Source organism: Eikenella halliae, from assembly GCF_001648475.1.
GTDB lineage: Bacteria > Pseudomonadota > Gammaproteobacteria > Burkholderiales > Neisseriaceae > Eikenella > Eikenella halliae.
The window spans coordinates 1-15,849 of sequence record NZ_LXSQ01000008.1; the positions used below are offsets into that span (position 1 = coordinate 1).

Here is a 15,849-nt window from a genome sequence, read left to right on the forward strand (position 1 = left end):
GGGCAGAGGATGCGGAAATCGGGCTACCTGAAAAGCTTGCAGCCTGCATCCACGGCCATGCCCACCAACACCTGCCCGTGTGTTACGCCAACGAATACGGCATTCCGACGGTGAGCAACACCATCGGTTATTATCAGGAAGAGTTTAAGCCCGACAGCCCGGCGGGACAGCAGCAAATCAAAGACGGGCTGCCGTTTTTGATGGTGTGAACCAAGCAACGCATCAAAACGACAAGAGGGATGGTTTTCCATCCCTCTTTTTTCTGCGTCATCAGGTAAAAATCAACCGTGTCATGATACTTCCGGCTGCTGCTTGAAGGCTAAACGGAGCCGTTATTCTGCATGCTCAAAGATATCGACAGGCACAAAGGCAAGATACTTAATTGATCATATTAGATAATTTACTATATTGTTGAATCAAAACGAATATTGCGGGTAACGAAAACAGTATCAACAATGAAACGATTGGCCACGAACCTAGTACACCTCCGGTCTTTAGGGGAGATAGCTGCCGGTCGTTGGTATGCATCATCACCTCTTGCTTAGGTTTTATCTTTCAGTGAGTGAAAGAACCAGGTCCTTGCAACCCTCCCTGCTTCCAAGCAAGGCTGTCTGCCTCAATACCCCTTTTGATTGCGGACTTGGTCTCGGCAATCTGCCCTTTGCCCGTCGGTATAATTTTCTGCATCGATGCGGATATGCTGTGAGTAAGCTTAAAGTGACTTTAACCCGGCATGCATCATAGTCGTTGCCGGCCGTGACTGCTGTACGGATTCCATTTGCACTAATACGCTGATCTGTTCTTGTCAACCGCCGATGAACTAGGTCCGGATAGCGCCAGCGATACCTACATCAGCACACGGGATATTGGAACCTTGTCCGCTTAATCGGCGCTTGATTAGGCCCAACAGATGGAGAAGTGTGCCTGACCAGGTTCTCCGGTTAGTGAGTTTTACTAAGCTCTCGGGCATAAATCACTTCAAAAATATCAATCCATTGATATTTAATATTATTTCTACTTTATATTAAAAACCATGCGGCACTCAGCATTAACAGAACCTAGTTCCATTACATGAATACACTTGCGGCCATCGTACTTTTTATAGGGATAACCAGCTAGCCGGGCTGCTGGCTACCTTAGACTGTAGCGCAAAAACTCGCAACAACATCGCCACCGTTATCCGGCAGCCGTTTGTTCTTGCGCTCCGCGACGGCAGGATAAAAGACAATCCCGCCCAGCATCTGGCCAATGCCAAAGTGCAGAAAGAGCCGCCTGATCCGTTCACGCTCGAAGAGGCCGAAGCCATCCTAGGCTACCTGAAAAATGAACCTGTGTTTCACAATTACTTCGAGCTGGCCTTTTTTAGCGGTATGCGTACCAGCGAGCTCATAGCTCTCACTTGGCAGGACATCGACTTCCAAAGGCAGTGCGTGCGCGTGAACAAAGCATCCGTGGCTGGCAAGCTGAAAAGCACCAAAACCCACAGCTATCGAGACATCGAGCTCAATAGCCGCGCCTTGGAAGCCTTACGTAGGCAATGGCAAAGAACAGGGCTGGCAAGCGGATACGTTTTCATCAATCCGAAAACCGGCAGCCCGTTTAAGAACGACAAAGTGCCGTGGAGACCGTGGCAGCACGCTATAAAAATAGCGGGGGTAAGGTACAGGAAACCCTACAACACCCGCCATACATTTGCTACACTCAACCTCATGGCTGGAGCCAACCCCATGTGGGTAGCCCGACAGATGGGGCACAGCACCATGAAGATGCTACTTGAAAACTATTCCCGCTGGATTGACTTGGCCGACAAGCAGCGTGAAAAGTCCAAAATCGAGCAGTTTTTTGGTGGGAAATGTGCCAATGGTGTGCCAAAAAACACAGAAATGGAGGTAAGCATAGGATACTTATCGGATATTTTGGTGGAGGCGGGGGGAATCGAACCCCCGTCCGGAAGCCCTCTACAGAGCGTTCTACATACTTAGTCTTGCCAACTTGAAATCTCGCCCCCATTCCGCCGACAGACAGGCTGTTTGGGAGCCAGTTACCTTAAATCTCATTTCCCGCCAAGTAACCCGACGGGAAACCAGTCAATGTAGAATGACGTTGCGGTAGCTTACGCTACACAGCCCATTGACCAACTGTTGCAACGGCAGGCCTTAGGCGGCCAATGCGAAAGTTTCGTCGTTTGCGACTATTTAAATTCAGTGTTTTACGGGGAATCTGAGACCCCGGTATGCCCGCATCTGCTTTGCAACCCCCGTCGAAACCAAGGTCGCCCCCAGATAAAGGGAGGTGGATTATACGCTGTCGGGTGGATTTGGACAATTCGTTTTGCTGGCCGCCACCCCAAAGGCTACCTGAAAACAGTTTCTTCAGCGAGGTGGAGCGGCGGTTGGTGTAACCAAGACCAAGTATCTGCGAAACTATAGTGAATTAACAAAAATCAGGACAAGGCGACGAGCCGCAGACAGTACAGATAGTACGGCAAGGCGAGACAACGCTGTACTGGTTTTTGTTAATTCACTATAAAAGCCTAAGCACCCTCTCCACTTCCAGCACAATAAAAAATCGGCCGGAAGATTCCAGCCGATTTTTCCAATCAAGCATTAAGCCAAAGCGGCTTTGGCTTTTTCAACCAGCTGCGCGAAAGCAGCTTTGTCGAATACAGCCAAGTCGGCCAATACTTTGCGGTCCAGCTCGATAGCGGCGCGTTTCAGGCCATTCATGAATTTGCTGTAAGACAGGCCGTGCTGGCGGGCACCGGCATTGATACGGGCAATCCACAGTTGACGGAACTGGCGTTTGCGCTGACGGCGGTCGCGGTAGGCATATTGGCCTGCCTTCATCACCGCCTGTTTGGCAACGCGGTAGACGTTTTTACGACGGCCGCGATAACCTTTGGCCAGAACTAATACTTTTTTATGACGGGCACGTGCGGTTACACCGCGTTTTACGCGTGGCATATTTCAGACTCCTTTAAGCGTAGGGCAACATTTTATGAACGGAAGCCACGTCGCGCTCGTTCACCATAGCGGTGCCGCGCAGCTGGCGTTTGTTCTTAGTGGTTTTTTTGGTGAGGATGTGGCGTTTGAACGCGTGGGCGCGTTTGATGCCACCGTTGCCCAGCACTTTGAAGCGTTTCTTCGCACTGGATTTGGTTTTCATTTTAGGCATGGGAAAACTCCATTGGTTTATCGGATTAGGCATCGGGAGGCTGCCTGCAACAGGCCGCGCTTAATACCCGAAACCACGGTTTTATGCCGCACACACAACATTGAAGCCGTTTCCCGCGTGCGGCGGAGCGGAAAACGGCGAATTATACGGTTACTTCTTCTTAGGTGCAACCATCATCACCATCTGGCGGCCTTCCATTTTCGGAAACTGTTCCACAGCGGCCACTTCGGCCAAATCGGCCTTCACACGTTCCAGAAGCTGCGCGCCCAAGTGCTGGTGCGCCATTTCGCGGCCGCGGAAACGCAGGGTGATTTTCACTTTGTCGCCATCGGCTAAAAAGCGGGTAACGTTGCGCATTTTGATTTGATAATCGCCTTCGTCGGTGCCGGGGCGGAATTTAATTTCCTTAATCTGCACCTGCTTCTGCTTTTTCTTGGCTTCGTCGCGTTTTTTCGACTGCTCGTATTTATATTTGCCGTAGTCCATCAGCTTGCAGACAGGCGGTTTGGCGGTAGGGGAAATCTCCACCAAATCCACATCTTGCTCTTCGGCCATGGCCAGGGCTTCTTTCACGGTTACGATGCCGAGCTGCTCGCCCGTGCCGCTGATTAAACGCACTTCTTTGGCGTGGATTTCGCCGTTGATCCGTGCTTCGCGTTCTTGTGCGATGATGAATCTCCTATTAAGGTTAGTTTGGTGGCAGGCCGGGTTTTGGCTGATGAGCCGACGGCATACCGCTGTGGCCGGTGTTATCGAAAGGAGCACCGGCTGCTCCAGAAATTTTCAGGTAGCCCAAGGCAGGCTATTTGACATCAAACGTATCAAATGCGGCGCCCGGCCATTTAATTTTTTTGCTGCCGGTATTCGTCTAATACGGCAACGGCATCACGTAAAGAGAGGCCAAAACGGGAGCGGATAGCTTTGATGTCGGCAATACGTACGCCACTCAGGTTTTCAGCCAGCCATTGACGGGCAGCAGGGTTATTATGGAATGCTTGCAGAGCGGCACGGTGGGCACGGCTTATCATCCAATCGTAGAGGCCATATACCAAGAGTAGGGTAAGAATGTAAACCAAGAAGTCTTGGCTACTGCCAGCTTGCCTGGTGAAATGCCACAGCAGGATAGCAAGGATAATCAGATAGACAACTTGCAGCCAGCCCCAAAGTTTGCTGCGCATCATTGATACCTCCTAGTGGGCAATTCTTAATCTGCCTGCGGCGCTTTTGAGACAGGCCTTTTCTTTCAAGTAAAGGTTACCTGATCTCTATTCTTTCCAAACCACAAACTCCAATTACAGGTTTGCCGCCTGCCGCCGCAACGCGCTCGCGATTATAGCAAGTTTCGCCCTAAATACACCAAAAACCTGCATTTAGCCGCCCAAAACGATACTTCCCGCCAACAATTCAAGCAATCCGTTTTGGCGATGTACCCGATTTTGCCTGCTTACTGCCCCAAACATACGCTGCGTATCTGCCCGAATTTTTCAGGTAGCCTCCAGCAATCTCCGATATAGTGCCGCATCTCGCTGCGAAAAACAGCAAAACACCACGCGCTCTATCTGCGGGTATTGCGGCAGCGTTTCGCGCACCGTCCGCACCGCAATTTTCGCTGCTTCGCGTGCGGGGTAGCCATACACGCCGGTGCTGATACAGGGGAAAGCAATGCTTTTCGCGCCCTGTTCCGCAGCCAAGCGTAGAGAATTGGCATAGGCTGCGGCCAGTAGTTTCGCTTCGCCACGCTGCCCGCCGCGCCACACCGGGCCGACCGTATGCACCACCCAGCGTGCCGGCAGCCGGTAGCCCTGCGTGATTTTGGCCTCACCGGTGCGGCAGCCGCCCAGCTGGCGGCACTCGGCCAACAGCTCCGGCCCGGCGGCGCGATGTATCGCACCGTCCACCCCGCCGCCGCCCAACAGCGAGGAATTGGCAGCATTAACTATCGCGTCCACCGCCAGCGTGGTGATGTCGGCTTGGCATACCTCCAAAGTGGCATTCATATTTTCCCCTTAAGTTCTAAATGAGGCTACCTGAAACTGGCTTCGGCCTTGCCACAGGCTATTTCCACTGTGTTGCAGCCAAGGTTTTCAGGTAGCCTGATTTTACGTTGGCACAATACGCTCAGTTTACCGCCCGCCCTGATTAGAGGCTACCTGAAATCTGTGCGGCCATTTCAACAACATTGAAGCCAACGCCCCAGCTTCGCAGAAATTCGGCCTTAGCTGTGCCAAAACGCCTCCCCGTTGAAGCTGCGCTTTCAGGTAGCCTTTCCCGTTTCAGGTACAATACCCGCTGTCTCTTTATTCCTACCCAACCGCCGTGCCCTACTGCCAAGTTGCCCTCAATGTTCCGCTCGACACGCTCTTCACCTACCGTGCCGACCGCATTCCCGCGCCCGGCGTGCGCGTGGCCGTGCCGTTTCGCGACAAAACCGTGGCCGGCATCGTGTGGGGCGCGTGCGAAGAGCCGGAAATCAGCCCGGACAAAATCCGCCCGCTCGCGCAAGTGTTTGAACACGAACCGCCGCTGCCCGCCGCCTGGCGCGAACTGATTGAATTTACTGCCCGTTATTATCACCATCCCATCGGCCAAACCGCCTTCACCGCCCTACCCGCCGGTCTGCGCGAAGCCAAGCCCTGCCCGCCGCCGCAGCCGGAAACCTATTTTTCGCTCACCGATTTGGGGCGTCAGCAGCCATCTCCGCCACCGTACCACCGCCGCAAGGCCGCGCTGTGGCAGGCATTGCTGGAGAGCCCGGTGAGCCAAAGCGCCGCCCGCACCATCGCGCCGCAGGCCGCCGCCCAGCTGGCAAGCTGGCAGGCGCAAGGCTGGCTGGTAGCCGAAACCGGCGCTTTGCCCGCCCGCCTGCCGATTCCGCCCTCGCCCGTGCCGCTCAACCCCGGGCAGCAGGCCGCGGCCGATGCGGTGGCGCAGGCGCAGGGTTTTGCCCCCTTCCTGCTGCACGGCATCACCGGCAGCGGCAAAACCGAAACCTATTTCGAAGCCATGGCCGCCGCACTCTCGGCGGGCAAACAGGTGTTGTTCCTGCTGCCCGAAATCAGCCTCACGCCGCAGCTCATCGCCCGTTTGCAACAGCGTTTTGCTGACGTGCCGACCGCCGTTTTGCACAGCCAAACCGCCGCCGGCGAGCGCACCCAAGGCTACCTGAAAGCCATGTGCGGCCAAGTGCGGCTGGTGGTGGGCACACGGCTGGCGGTGTTCACGCCGCTGCCGGATTTGGGGCTGATTGTGGTGGACGAAGAACACGATTCCTCGTTCAAACAAGACAGCGAGCTGCGCTACCACGCCCGCGATTTGGCCGTGTGGCGCGCACAGCAGGCCGGCTGCCCGATTGTGCTCGGCAGCGCCACACCCTCGCTGGAAAGCTGGCACAAGGCGCAAAGCGGCGGCTACCGCCTGCTCAGCCTGCCGCAACGCGCCCGCGCGGCCGCCCGCCTGCCCGAAATCCGCCTGATCGACATCCGCCGCGAGCCCTTGGACCAAGGCTTCAGCCCGGCCGCTTTCAAGCTGTTGCAGCAAAATCACGCCGCCGGCGGCATGAGCATGGTATACCTCAACCGGCGCGGCTTCGCCCCCGCCCTCTTCTGCGGCGACTGCGGCCACACCTTCGGCTGCCCGCACTGCTCCGCCAAACTGGTGCTGCACCAGCGCGCGCGCCAGCTGCGCTGCCACCATTGCGGCCTGGCCGTGCCGATTCCGAAAAAATGCCCCGACTGCGGCAACCAAGACCTCACCGCCGTGGGCATCGGCACGCAGCGGGTGGAAGAGGCCCTGCGCGCGCAACTGCCCGGGGCCAAAATCGAGCGCGTGGACCGCGACAGCGTCGCCCGTAAAGGCGACTGGCAACGGCTCTACCGGCGCATCGCCGAAAACGGCGTGGATATTCTGGTGGGCACGCAGATGCTGGCCAAAGGCCACGATTTCGCCCGCCTGAATTTGGTGTTGGTGCTCAATGCCGACGGCAGCCTCTACAGCGCTGATTTCCGCGCCCCCGAGCGGCTGTTTGCCGAACTGATGCAGGTGGCCGGCCGCGCCGGACGTGCCGAGCTGCTCGGCCGCGTGTTCATCCAAACCCGCCTGCCGGAGCATCGCGTGTATCAAACGCTGCTGCGGCAAAACTATGCCGACTTCGCCGCCGGCGAGCTGGCCGAGCGCGAAAGCTTCGAGATGCCGCCCTTCGCCCACACCGCCGCCGTCCGCGCCGATGCCGCCAATATGGCCGATGCGCTGGAAATGTTGCGCCTGGCTGCCGAATGGGTGGCGCAACAAAGGCTACCTGAAAGTGCGGCAGCCGAAGCCGCAGAAGTGCTCTGCCTCGGCCCCGTGCCCATGCTGCTGGCCAAACTCGCCGGCCGCGAACGCGCCCAGGTGTTTCTAGAAAGCCCCAACCGCAAAGCGCTGCACCGGCAAGTCTCCCTCTGGCAGCAAGCCCTCGCCGCGCTGGCACGGCAGTTTGCCTCGGCCAGATGGTCGGTGGATATCGATCCCTTGGAGATGTGAGCGGCCTGTATTCGGTGTCAGCGCCACGCTTTCACAAAAGGCTACCTGAAAAATACCCTGCCCTTTGAATGGAGCATTTTTCAGGTAGCCTTGCTGCGATAAGCTGCCTTTAGCTAAAACCGCCCAAGGCTGATACGCTTTCCCTCCCCTTCAACGCCGCCATTCAAACCTGCTCCCGCCAAACCGCTCGCTAACCGTTGAACAGAAAAAAGGCTACCTGAAAACAGCAAATCCGTTTTCAGGTAGCCTTTCTGCATTCCATAGCAAGCCATCTTAACCTCCGCTACAGCATGGCTTCACCTTACCTTACCATCTGCGGCTCGCCGCCTTGTATCGAAGCTCAGCTGGTTTACTATATGGGGTTATGCCAATACGCGGGCAAAGAGGATGTTGTCTTCCAAATCGATGTGGTCGCGCAGGTCGTCCACCAGCTCTTGAGCCAGGCTGTAGAGGTGCTGCCAGCTGCGGCAGGCATCGGCGGGGGCTTGCAGGTTGCCGGTAACTTCCAGCAGGCGCTCAAGGGCGGCTTCGTGCTCGGTGTGCTCGTGCATCATCATGCGCACGGGCATGGCGGCAGCGCGACCGGCGCCTTGTTTGAGCATCGGGAAGAGGATGCGCTCTTCCTTCATCATGTGGCTGAGCAACTCGTTTTGGATGGTGTGCAGCAGGGAAACCACCTCGGCCGGGAATTTGCCTGCGTGCACGCCGGCCACTTTTTCGGCCAGTGGAACGAGTTCTTCCAACTGGCGGCGGTGGGTGTCGTGGTAGCGCGGCAGGATGTGGTCGATGATGTCGCTGTCGGAGGCGTTTTGCCAAAGTTCGTGATCAATCATGAGTGTGATGTCCTTAGTGTTCTATAAGAAATTTCAGGTAGCCCGAAAGGCTACCTGAAAATATTGCCTTAACGGCGGCGTACCAGCTGCCAGGGGCGGAATACGTAGAATACGCTGGCAAAACCGCTCCATACGTGCACCATACGGGTGAACGGGAAGATGAGGAAGAAGGTCATGCCCATAAACATGTGCAGCTTAAAGAGGATGTGCGCATCGGTAATGAAGCCGGCGGCTTCCACACCGCGGAAGGTAACGATGTGCTGCGCCCACTGCATGAGCAGGGTCATTTCGTGGCCGTCCATGTGGCCTGCGCTCACGCAAATGGTGGAGAGGCCGAGCAGGAGGGTCACCAAAATCCACACCAGCAGCAGCTTGTCGCGCCAGGTGCTGTTGATGTTGATGCGATCGATGGTGAAGCGGCGTTTGATCAGAATCAGCAGGCCGACCAGCGCCATGGTGCCGAAGATGCCGCCGGCGGTCATGGCCAAGAGCTGCTTGGCCGCATGGCTCACGCCCAAGGCATGCCATACCCACAGCGGGGTAAGCAGGCCGACGAAGTGGCCGCCGAACACGGCCAATACGCCCACGTGAAAGAGGATATTGCCCAAGCGCAGCTGGCCGTCATACAGCAGCTGGCTGGAATCGCTCTTCCAAGTGTACTGCTCGCGGTCGAAACGCACGAGACTGCCGAAGAAGAAAATTGCCAAACAAATATAGGGATAGATGGCAAAGAAGAAGAAGTGCAGGTTACTCATATCAAAACTCCCAAGCAGGTATGCTTACTTGCTTTTTGGATAAAATTGTACGGTTTGGATGCTCGGCTTGAGCAGGGGCTCGATACCGGATACGTCGGGGCCGAAGGTTTCCATGGCTTCGTCCATATCGCGCACGGGCGGCTCGGTTAGGGGCTGCGGCTCGACGGGGCTGAGCGCCACGATATTCTCCAGCACGACGGCATAAGGCGAACCGGCGGTACGCAAGTTTTTGCCGATATGGTTGATCACGTGCACGGCATCACCGAGCAGTTTTTGCGCATCGGCAGGCGGGATATGGGCGAAAAATTCCAGCAGCGCGGGCAGGAAGTCGGGCAGTTCGTCGTCGCCCAATTCGAAGCCGTATTTGCGGTATTCTTCCAACAAATCCACCATGGCGCTGCCGCGGTCGCGGTCTTCGCCGAAAACGTGCTCGAAAATATACAGCGCATGCAGGCGGTTGCGGTCGAAGGTGGAAACGTATTCCTCCTGGATATGGCGCAGGCTGTTGCCGCCCAGATAATCCAGCAACGCTTGCAAACCCTCGCGGTGTGCGGCCAATTCGGGCATTTGGTCGAGTGCTGCCTGAAATTCAGGCAGCGCCTCCACTAATTCGGCTTCCGGATAGCACAGCAGCGCCGAGAAGAATTTGTATACCGGATTGCCCTGCATCAGCGCACCCCTTTTTCGCGGTTTTCTTCCAAGTCCTTACGGCGGTCGAAGAAGATGATGGGCGAGGCTTTGGGCTTGCCGAACAGGCTTTCTTTGGTCATGCCGTCCGAGCCGCCGGAGCAGCCGTTGCCGAAGGAGAAGCCGCAACTTGCTTTGTCTTCAAAGGTGTTTTCCACCTGTTCTTTGTGGCTGGTGGGAATCACGAAGCGGTCTTCGTAGTTGGCGATGGCCATAATCTGATACATGTCTTCCACCATGGCGGGGGTCAGGCCGGTGCCGTCCAAGGTTTGCTCCAGCGTTTCGCCGTGTACTACTTGGCCGCGTTTGTAGCGGCGCATGGCGATCATGCGTTCCAGCGCGTCTTTAATCGGCTCGATTTTGCCGGCGGTCAGCAGGTTAGCCAGATAACGCAGCGGGATGCGCATTTCGTCCACGCTGGGGATGATGCCGTTTTCGCCCACCAAGCCGTTTTCGATGGCGGATTGGATCGGGGAGAGCGGCGGGATGTACCAAACCATCGGCAGCGTGCGGTATTCGGGGTGAAGCGGGAAGGCGATTTTCCATTCCATCGCCATTTTGTAGACGGGCGATTTTTTCGCCGCATCGAGCCAGCTCTGGCTGATGCCCTGTTTCAGGGCTTCGCGCTGGATTTCGGGGTCGTGCGGATCGAGGAACACGCCCAGCTGCGCTTCGTACAGGTCTTGCGGGTTTTCTACTGAAGCGGCTTCTTCGATTTTGTCGGCGTCATACAGCAGCACGCCCAGATAGCGGATGCGGCCTACGCAGGTTTCGGAGCAAACGGTCGGTTCGCCCGCTTCGATACGTGGGTAGCAGAAAATACATTTTTCGGCTTTGCCGCTCACCCAGTTGTAGTAAATTTTTTTGTAGGGGCAGCCGGACACGCACATACGCCAGCCGCGGCATTTGTCTTGGTCGATGAGTACGATGCCGTCGTCTTCGCGTTTGTAGATGCTGCCGGAGGGGCAGGAGGCGACACAGGTCGGGTTCAGGCAGTGTTCGCACAGGCGCGGCAGATACATCATGAAGGTCTGCTCGAACGCGCCCATCATGTCTTTCTGGATGCCTTCGAACAGGGTATCTTTGGCGCGTTTTTCAAATTCGCCGGCCAAGTCGTCTTCCCAGTTGGGACCCCATTCGACCTTGTCCATTTTCTTGCCGGTGAGCACGGAAATCGGCCGCGCGGTGGGCGGAGTTTTCATGCGCGGGGCATTTTGCAGGTGCTCGTAGTCGTAGGTGAACGGCTCGTAATAGTCGTCTATCTGCGGCAGGTTGGGGTTGGCGAAGATGTTGGACAGGATTTTCAAACGGCCGCCCTGCTTGGGCACGAGTTTGCCGTTGGGTTTGCGCACCCAGCCGCCGTTCCATTTTTCCTGGTCTTCCCAGTTTTTCGGGAAGCCGATGCCGGGCTTGGTTTCAACGTTGTTGAACCAGGCGTATTCCACGCCGTCGCGGCTTGTCCATACGTTTTTGCAGGTAACGGAGCAGGTGTGGCAGCCGATACATTTGTCCAAGTTCAGCACCATGCCGACTTGTGCTCTGATTTTCATGATGTGTTCCTTAAATGATTGGTCTTTTTCAGGTAGCCTTCCGTTGGCTCTTGAGGCTACCTGAAAAACGGTTATGCCTTTTCGAATCCGGCTTTCGGACTGACAATCGAAACCAAGATGCAGTCTTCCTGGCCGCTGTTGCGGGCGCCGTGGATTTGGTGGTCGCCCACCACTACGCTATCGCCTGCGCGGATGGTGCGGCCGCTTTGCGCGTCGTCCACCAGCTCGGCTTCGCCCTGCAGCACAATCCAAATATCCACGCCGCACGGGTGGCGGTGGGCGGGCAACATGGTTTGCGGCGGAATCTGCCACAGCACCATGTTGTCGTGTTGGTCTTGATACAGTACGGTGCGCACGGCTTCGGAGGGGGTTTCCTTCAAATAATCGGAAAAACGGATAATCTGCGGGAGCTTCATGGTTTTGTTCCTTATCTGGTTTTCAGGTAGCCTTTGGTTTAGCAGAAGGCTACCTGAAAAACCTTATGCCTGATCAGCGGGTTCGTCCATCCAGTCGATGTCCTTCATCTTGCGGACAATCACCCACTCGTCGCGGTTGGAGCCGACAGTGCCGTAATAGTTGAAGCTGTACGCCAGTTGCGCATAGCCGCCTATCATGTGGGTCGGGTTCAATACCGCCTTGGTTACCGAGTTGTGGATGCCGCCGCGTTTCTTGGTGGTTTCCGCCGCAGGCGTGTGCACCAGTTTTTCCTGAGCGTGGTACATCAAAATCATGGTTTCAGGAATACGCTGGCTCACAATCACGCGGCAGGCGATCGAACCATTGGTGTTGAACACTTCCACCCAGTCGTTATCCACCAACCCTGCTTTCTTGGCATCGATTTCGGAAATCCACACGTGCGGGCCGCCGCGAGAGAGCGTGAGCATGCGCAGGTTTTCTGAATAGGTACTGTGGATGCCCCATTTCTGGTGCGGCGTGAGGAAGTTGAGCGTGATTTCCGGATTGCCGTTGGGCATTTTACCCAAGAGTTTCTTGGTGGTTTTGGTGTCCACGGCGGGGCGGTACACGCAGAAGGCCGCACCGAAATCGCGCATCCATTTGTGGTCTTGGTAGAACTGCTGGCGGCCAGTGAGCGTACGCCACGGAATCAGCTCGTGCACGTTGGTGTAGCCTGCGGTGTAGCACACTTCTTCGCTCTCCACGCCCGACCAAATCGGCGAGGTAACGATCTTGCGCGGCTGGGCAACGATGTCGCGGAAGCGGATTTGCGTGTGCTCGCTGGCGTTAATCAGGTGCGTGTGGTCGCGGCCGGTGGCTTTGCCCAAGGCCTGCCAGGCTTTTTTCGCCACATGGCCGTTGGTTTCCGGCGCAAGGGTCAGAATCATCTCGGCCGCATCGATGGCGGTTTCGATTTTCGGCTGGCCTTTGCCTGCGCCTTCGGCGCGCACACCGTTGAGTTTGCGCAGGAAGTCCACTTCGTGCTTGGTATCCCAAGCCATGCCTTTGCCGTTGTTGTTCACTTTCTCCAACAGGGGGCCGATGGAGGTGAATTTCTCGTAAATCGCGCCGTAATCGCGTTCCACCACGGTCATGGCCGGCATGGTTTTGCCCGGAATCGGCTCGCATTCGCCGAGTTTCCAATCTTTCGGATCGAAGGGCTGGCCGAGTTCCTGCGGGCTGTCGTGCATCAGCGGGGTGAGCACGATGTCTTTGCGCACGCCCAGATAGTCTTTGGCCAGCTCGCTGAATTTTTTGGCCAGGCCTTTATAGATTTCCCAGTCGGATTTGCTCTGCCACAAAGGCTGCACCGCTTCGGTAAACGGATGGATGAACGGGTGCATGTCGGACGTGTTCAGATCGTGTTTCTCGTACCAAGTGGCGGTCGGGAAAATCACGTCGGCGTACAGGCAGGTGGTGTTCATGCGGAAATCCAAGAGCGTGAACAAATCCAGCTTGCCTTCCACGCCTTCCCGCTGCTTCACTTCGGCCGGTTTCAGGCAGTCGTCTTCGTCGCTCATCAGGCCGTTTTGCGTGCCGAGCAGGTATTTCAGGAAATATTCGTGGCCTTTGCCGGACGAACCCAAAATGTTGGAACGCCAAATAAACATATTGCGCGGCCAGTTTTTCGGGTTTTCCGGATCGTCGCAGGACATTTCCAGCGTGCCTTCCTTCAAACCTTTCACGGTGTAATCCACAGGATTCATACCGGCTTTTTCGGCCGCATCGGTTATATCCAGCGGATTGGTTTCCAACTGCGGCGCGCTCGGCGTCCAACCCATGCGGGCGGCTTTAGCATTGAAGTCGATCATGGTCAGGCGGCGCATATCGTCGCCCGCGTCGGACGTGAGCAGCTCGTCGGCGGACACGGTTTCGTGGCGGTACTGACCGGTGTGACCGTAGAAGAATGAAGTACCGGCCATCTGGCGCGCGGGGCGGTGCCAGTCGAGCGCGAAAGTCAGCGGCGCCCAGCCGGACTGCGGACGCAGTTTTTCCTGGCCTACATAATGGCACCAGCCGCCGCCGGACTTGCCGATGGTGCCGCACATCATCAGCATGTTGATCAGGCCGCGATAGTTCATGTCCAGGTAATACCAGTGGTTCAGGCCGGCGCCGACGATAATCATCGAACGGCCTTTGGTGTCGTGCGCGTTCTGGGCGAACTCGCGGGCTACCTGAATCACGCGTTCGGGAGCGACACCGGTGTGTTTTTCCTGCCATTTCGGCGTGTAGGGCTTGTCTTCAAAATAATCTTTGGCTACGTTCTCGTCGCCCAAGCCGTTGTCCACGCCATATTGCGCCACCAAAAGGTCAAACACGGTGGCCACCAACTGGCTGCTGCCGTCGGCTAGGGTGATGCGTTTCACCGGCACTTTGCGGAAGGTTTTTTCTTCGTCGAACTCGCCGCCGAAATAGTCGAAACCAACGCGCACCACGTCATCGGCATAGTTTTTCAGCGACAAGGCCGCTTGAACGTCTTGGTCATCCTGCGCCTTGGTTTCCAGATTCCATTTTTGGCTGCCGTCCCAACGGAAGCCGATGGAGCCGTTGGGCAGCATCAGGCTGTTGGTTTTCTCGTTCCAAGCCAGTACTTTCCAATCGGGATTTTTCTCTTCGCCGAAGTTGTCGCTCAAATGGGAGGCGCGCAGAGTGTATTCCGGGCGGTAGTCTTCGCCGTCTTCTTTCAGGCACACCAGCACCGGCATATCGGTCAGGCGGCGGCAGTAATCTTGGAAATAGTCGGATGGATTGTCGATATGGAATTCTTTGAGGATAACGTGTCCCATCGCCATCGCCAGCGCAGCATCCGTGCCTTGGCGCGGTGCGAGCCAGATGTCGCTGAACTTGGCCATTTCGCCAAAGTCGGACGACACGGCGACGGTTTTGGTGCCTTTATAGCGCACTTCAGTGTAGAAGTGGGCGTCGGGGGTACGGGTCATCGGAATATTGGAACCCCACACCAAAAGATAATTGGAGTTGTACCAGTCGGCGGATTCGGCCACGTCGGTCTGTTCGCCCCAAGTCTGCGGCGAAGCGGGCGGCAAGTCGCAATACCAGTCGTAGAACGACAGCGGCACGCCGCCGATCAAGCCGAGATAGCGCGCGCCTGCAGCGTAGCTGATCATTGACATGGCAGGAATCGGCGAGAAGCCGATAACGCGGTCGGGGCCGTATTTCTTGATGGTGTAGCAGTTGGCTGCAGCCACCATTTCATAGGCTTCGTCCCAGTTGGAACGCACGAAGCCGCCCAAGCCGCGCTGGGATTTATAGGATTTGGAACGCTCGGGGTCTTCCACAATCCATTTCCATGCTTCGATCGGGTCTTTGGTTTTGCGTGCTTCGCGCCACAGTTCGGCCAGCGCGCCGCGCATCATCGGATATTTGATACGCTGGGCAGAGTAAACATACCAGCTGTAAGACGCACCGCGCGGGCAACCGCGAGGCTCGTGGTTAGGCAAATCCGGGCGGGTGCGCGGATAGTCGGTCTGCTGGGTTTCCCAGGTGATGATGCCGTTTTTAACGTAGATTTTCCACGAGCACGAACCGGTACAGTTCACGCCGTGGGTGGAACGGGCAACTTTATCGTGCGACCAGCGGCTGCGGTAGGCATTTTCCCACTTGCGGTCTTCGTTGATCAAAACGCCGTGGCCGTTGGAAAACGGCTCGCGTTTTTGCCTGAAGAAGGTCAGGCGGTCTAAGAAATGGCTCATGTGCGATCCCTATATGTATGCTTTGCCAGCAAAAACCACGCAAAGGTCTTCCTGTGCGAAAGCTATTCTCAAAACCGAAATACTTTTATACTCAGTGGATTGAACTATAAAGCAAGCAAGCGGCAAAAAACATGCTTCCATCAGGTTTAATTGCCATTCATTCGAA

General features: G+C 56.3%; 12 protein-coding genes, 1 other RNA gene and 2 pseudogenes. 3 read left to right on the forward strand and 12 right to left on the reverse strand.

Annotated features, from left to right (window positions below; genetic code table 11):
* A pseudogene (locus tag A7Q00_RS03240) lies at positions 1–209 on the forward strand (metallophosphoesterase); the annotation flags it as partial.
* 1,047 nt (positions 210–1,256) lie between these two features.
* A pseudogene (locus A7Q00_RS14275) lies at positions 1,257–1,775 on the forward strand (site-specific integrase); the annotation flags it as partial.
* A 142-nt stretch (positions 1,776–1,917) separates the two neighbouring features.
* Here the strand turns inward: A7Q00_RS14275 and ssrA are convergent.
* From ssrA to A7Q00_RS03270, 6 genes are all read right to left on the reverse strand, one after another.
* Positions 1,918–2,280, reverse strand: a transfer-messenger RNA (tmRNA) gene (gene ssrA, locus A7Q00_RS03245).
* 326 nt (positions 2,281–2,606) lie between these two features.
* Entirely contained in the window at positions 2,607–2,963 is a 357-nt protein-coding gene (gene rplT, locus A7Q00_RS03250) for a 50S ribosomal protein L20 (protein WP_023888029.1), read from the reverse strand.
* Between the two features lie 13 nt (positions 2,964–2,976).
* On the reverse strand, positions 2,977–3,174 hold the full coding sequence (gene rpmI / locus A7Q00_RS03255) for a 50S ribosomal protein L35 (protein WP_003823953.1): 198 nt from the start codon (positions 3,172–3,174) through the stop codon (positions 2,977–2,979).
* A gap of 150 nt (positions 3,175–3,324) precedes the next feature.
* Positions 3,325–3,846: a translation initiation factor IF-3 gene (gene infC / locus A7Q00_RS03260; protein ID WP_082880675.1), complete on the reverse strand. Its 522-nt coding sequence runs from the start codon at positions 3,844–3,846 to the stop codon at positions 3,325–3,327.
* A gap of 170 nt (positions 3,847–4,016) precedes the next feature.
* Positions 4,017–4,355: a hypothetical protein gene (locus A7Q00_RS12725; RefSeq protein ID WP_082887729.1), complete on the reverse strand. Its 339-nt coding sequence runs from the start codon at positions 4,353–4,355 to the stop codon at positions 4,017–4,019.
* 303 nt (positions 4,356–4,658) lie between these two features.
* Positions 4,659–5,171, reverse strand: coding sequence for an O-acetyl-ADP-ribose deacetylase (locus A7Q00_RS03270; RefSeq protein ID WP_064089209.1), 513 nt, complete (start codon positions 5,169–5,171; stop codon positions 4,659–4,661).
* A 319-nt stretch (positions 5,172–5,490) separates the two neighbouring features.
* Between A7Q00_RS03270 and A7Q00_RS03275 the strand changes: the two genes are divergently transcribed.
* Positions 5,491–7,692, forward strand: coding sequence for a primosomal protein N' (locus A7Q00_RS03275; RefSeq protein ID WP_064089210.1), 2,202 nt, complete (start codon positions 5,491–5,493; stop codon positions 7,690–7,692).
* A 362-nt stretch (positions 7,693–8,054) separates the two neighbouring features.
* Here A7Q00_RS03275 and A7Q00_RS03280 read toward each other — a convergent pair whose 3' ends face one another.
* The 6 genes from A7Q00_RS03280 to A7Q00_RS03305 form a co-directional block, all read right to left on the reverse strand.
* On the reverse strand, positions 8,055–8,525 hold the full coding sequence (locus A7Q00_RS03280) for a hemerythrin domain-containing protein (RefSeq protein ID WP_064089211.1): 471 nt from the start codon (positions 8,523–8,525) through the stop codon (positions 8,055–8,057).
* 68 nt (positions 8,526–8,593) lie between these two features.
* Positions 8,594–9,280 (reverse strand): respiratory nitrate reductase subunit gamma, encoded by a 687-nt coding sequence (narI, locus tag A7Q00_RS03285; protein ID WP_064089212.1) that lies wholly within the window; start codon positions 9,278–9,280, stop codon positions 8,594–8,596.
* Positions 9,281–9,304: 24 nt separating this feature from the next.
* Positions 9,305–9,949 carry a nitrate reductase molybdenum cofactor assembly chaperone gene (gene narJ, locus A7Q00_RS03290; protein WP_003823941.1) on the reverse strand — a complete coding sequence of 215 codons (645 nt, stop codon included), beginning with the start codon at positions 9,947–9,949 and terminating at the stop codon, positions 9,305–9,307.
* Complete coding sequence (gene narH / locus A7Q00_RS03295; protein ID WP_003823940.1) at positions 9,949–11,517, reverse strand: nitrate reductase subunit beta; 1,569 nt, start codon at positions 11,515–11,517, stop codon at positions 9,949–9,951. The genes narJ and narH overlap by 1 nt, the downstream gene beginning before the upstream one ends.
* Before the next feature lie 71 nt (positions 11,518–11,588).
* Positions 11,589–11,933, reverse strand: a complete 345-nt coding sequence (locus tag A7Q00_RS03300) for a cupin domain-containing protein (protein ID WP_023888022.1) — start codon at positions 11,931–11,933, stop codon at positions 11,589–11,591.
* A gap of 63 nt (positions 11,934–11,996) precedes the next feature.
* A complete protein-coding gene (locus A7Q00_RS03305) occupies positions 11,997–15,683 on the reverse strand; it encodes a nitrate reductase subunit alpha (protein WP_064089213.1) in 3,687 nt (1,228 codons plus the stop codon).
* Positions 15,684–15,849 lie beyond the last annotated feature (166 nt).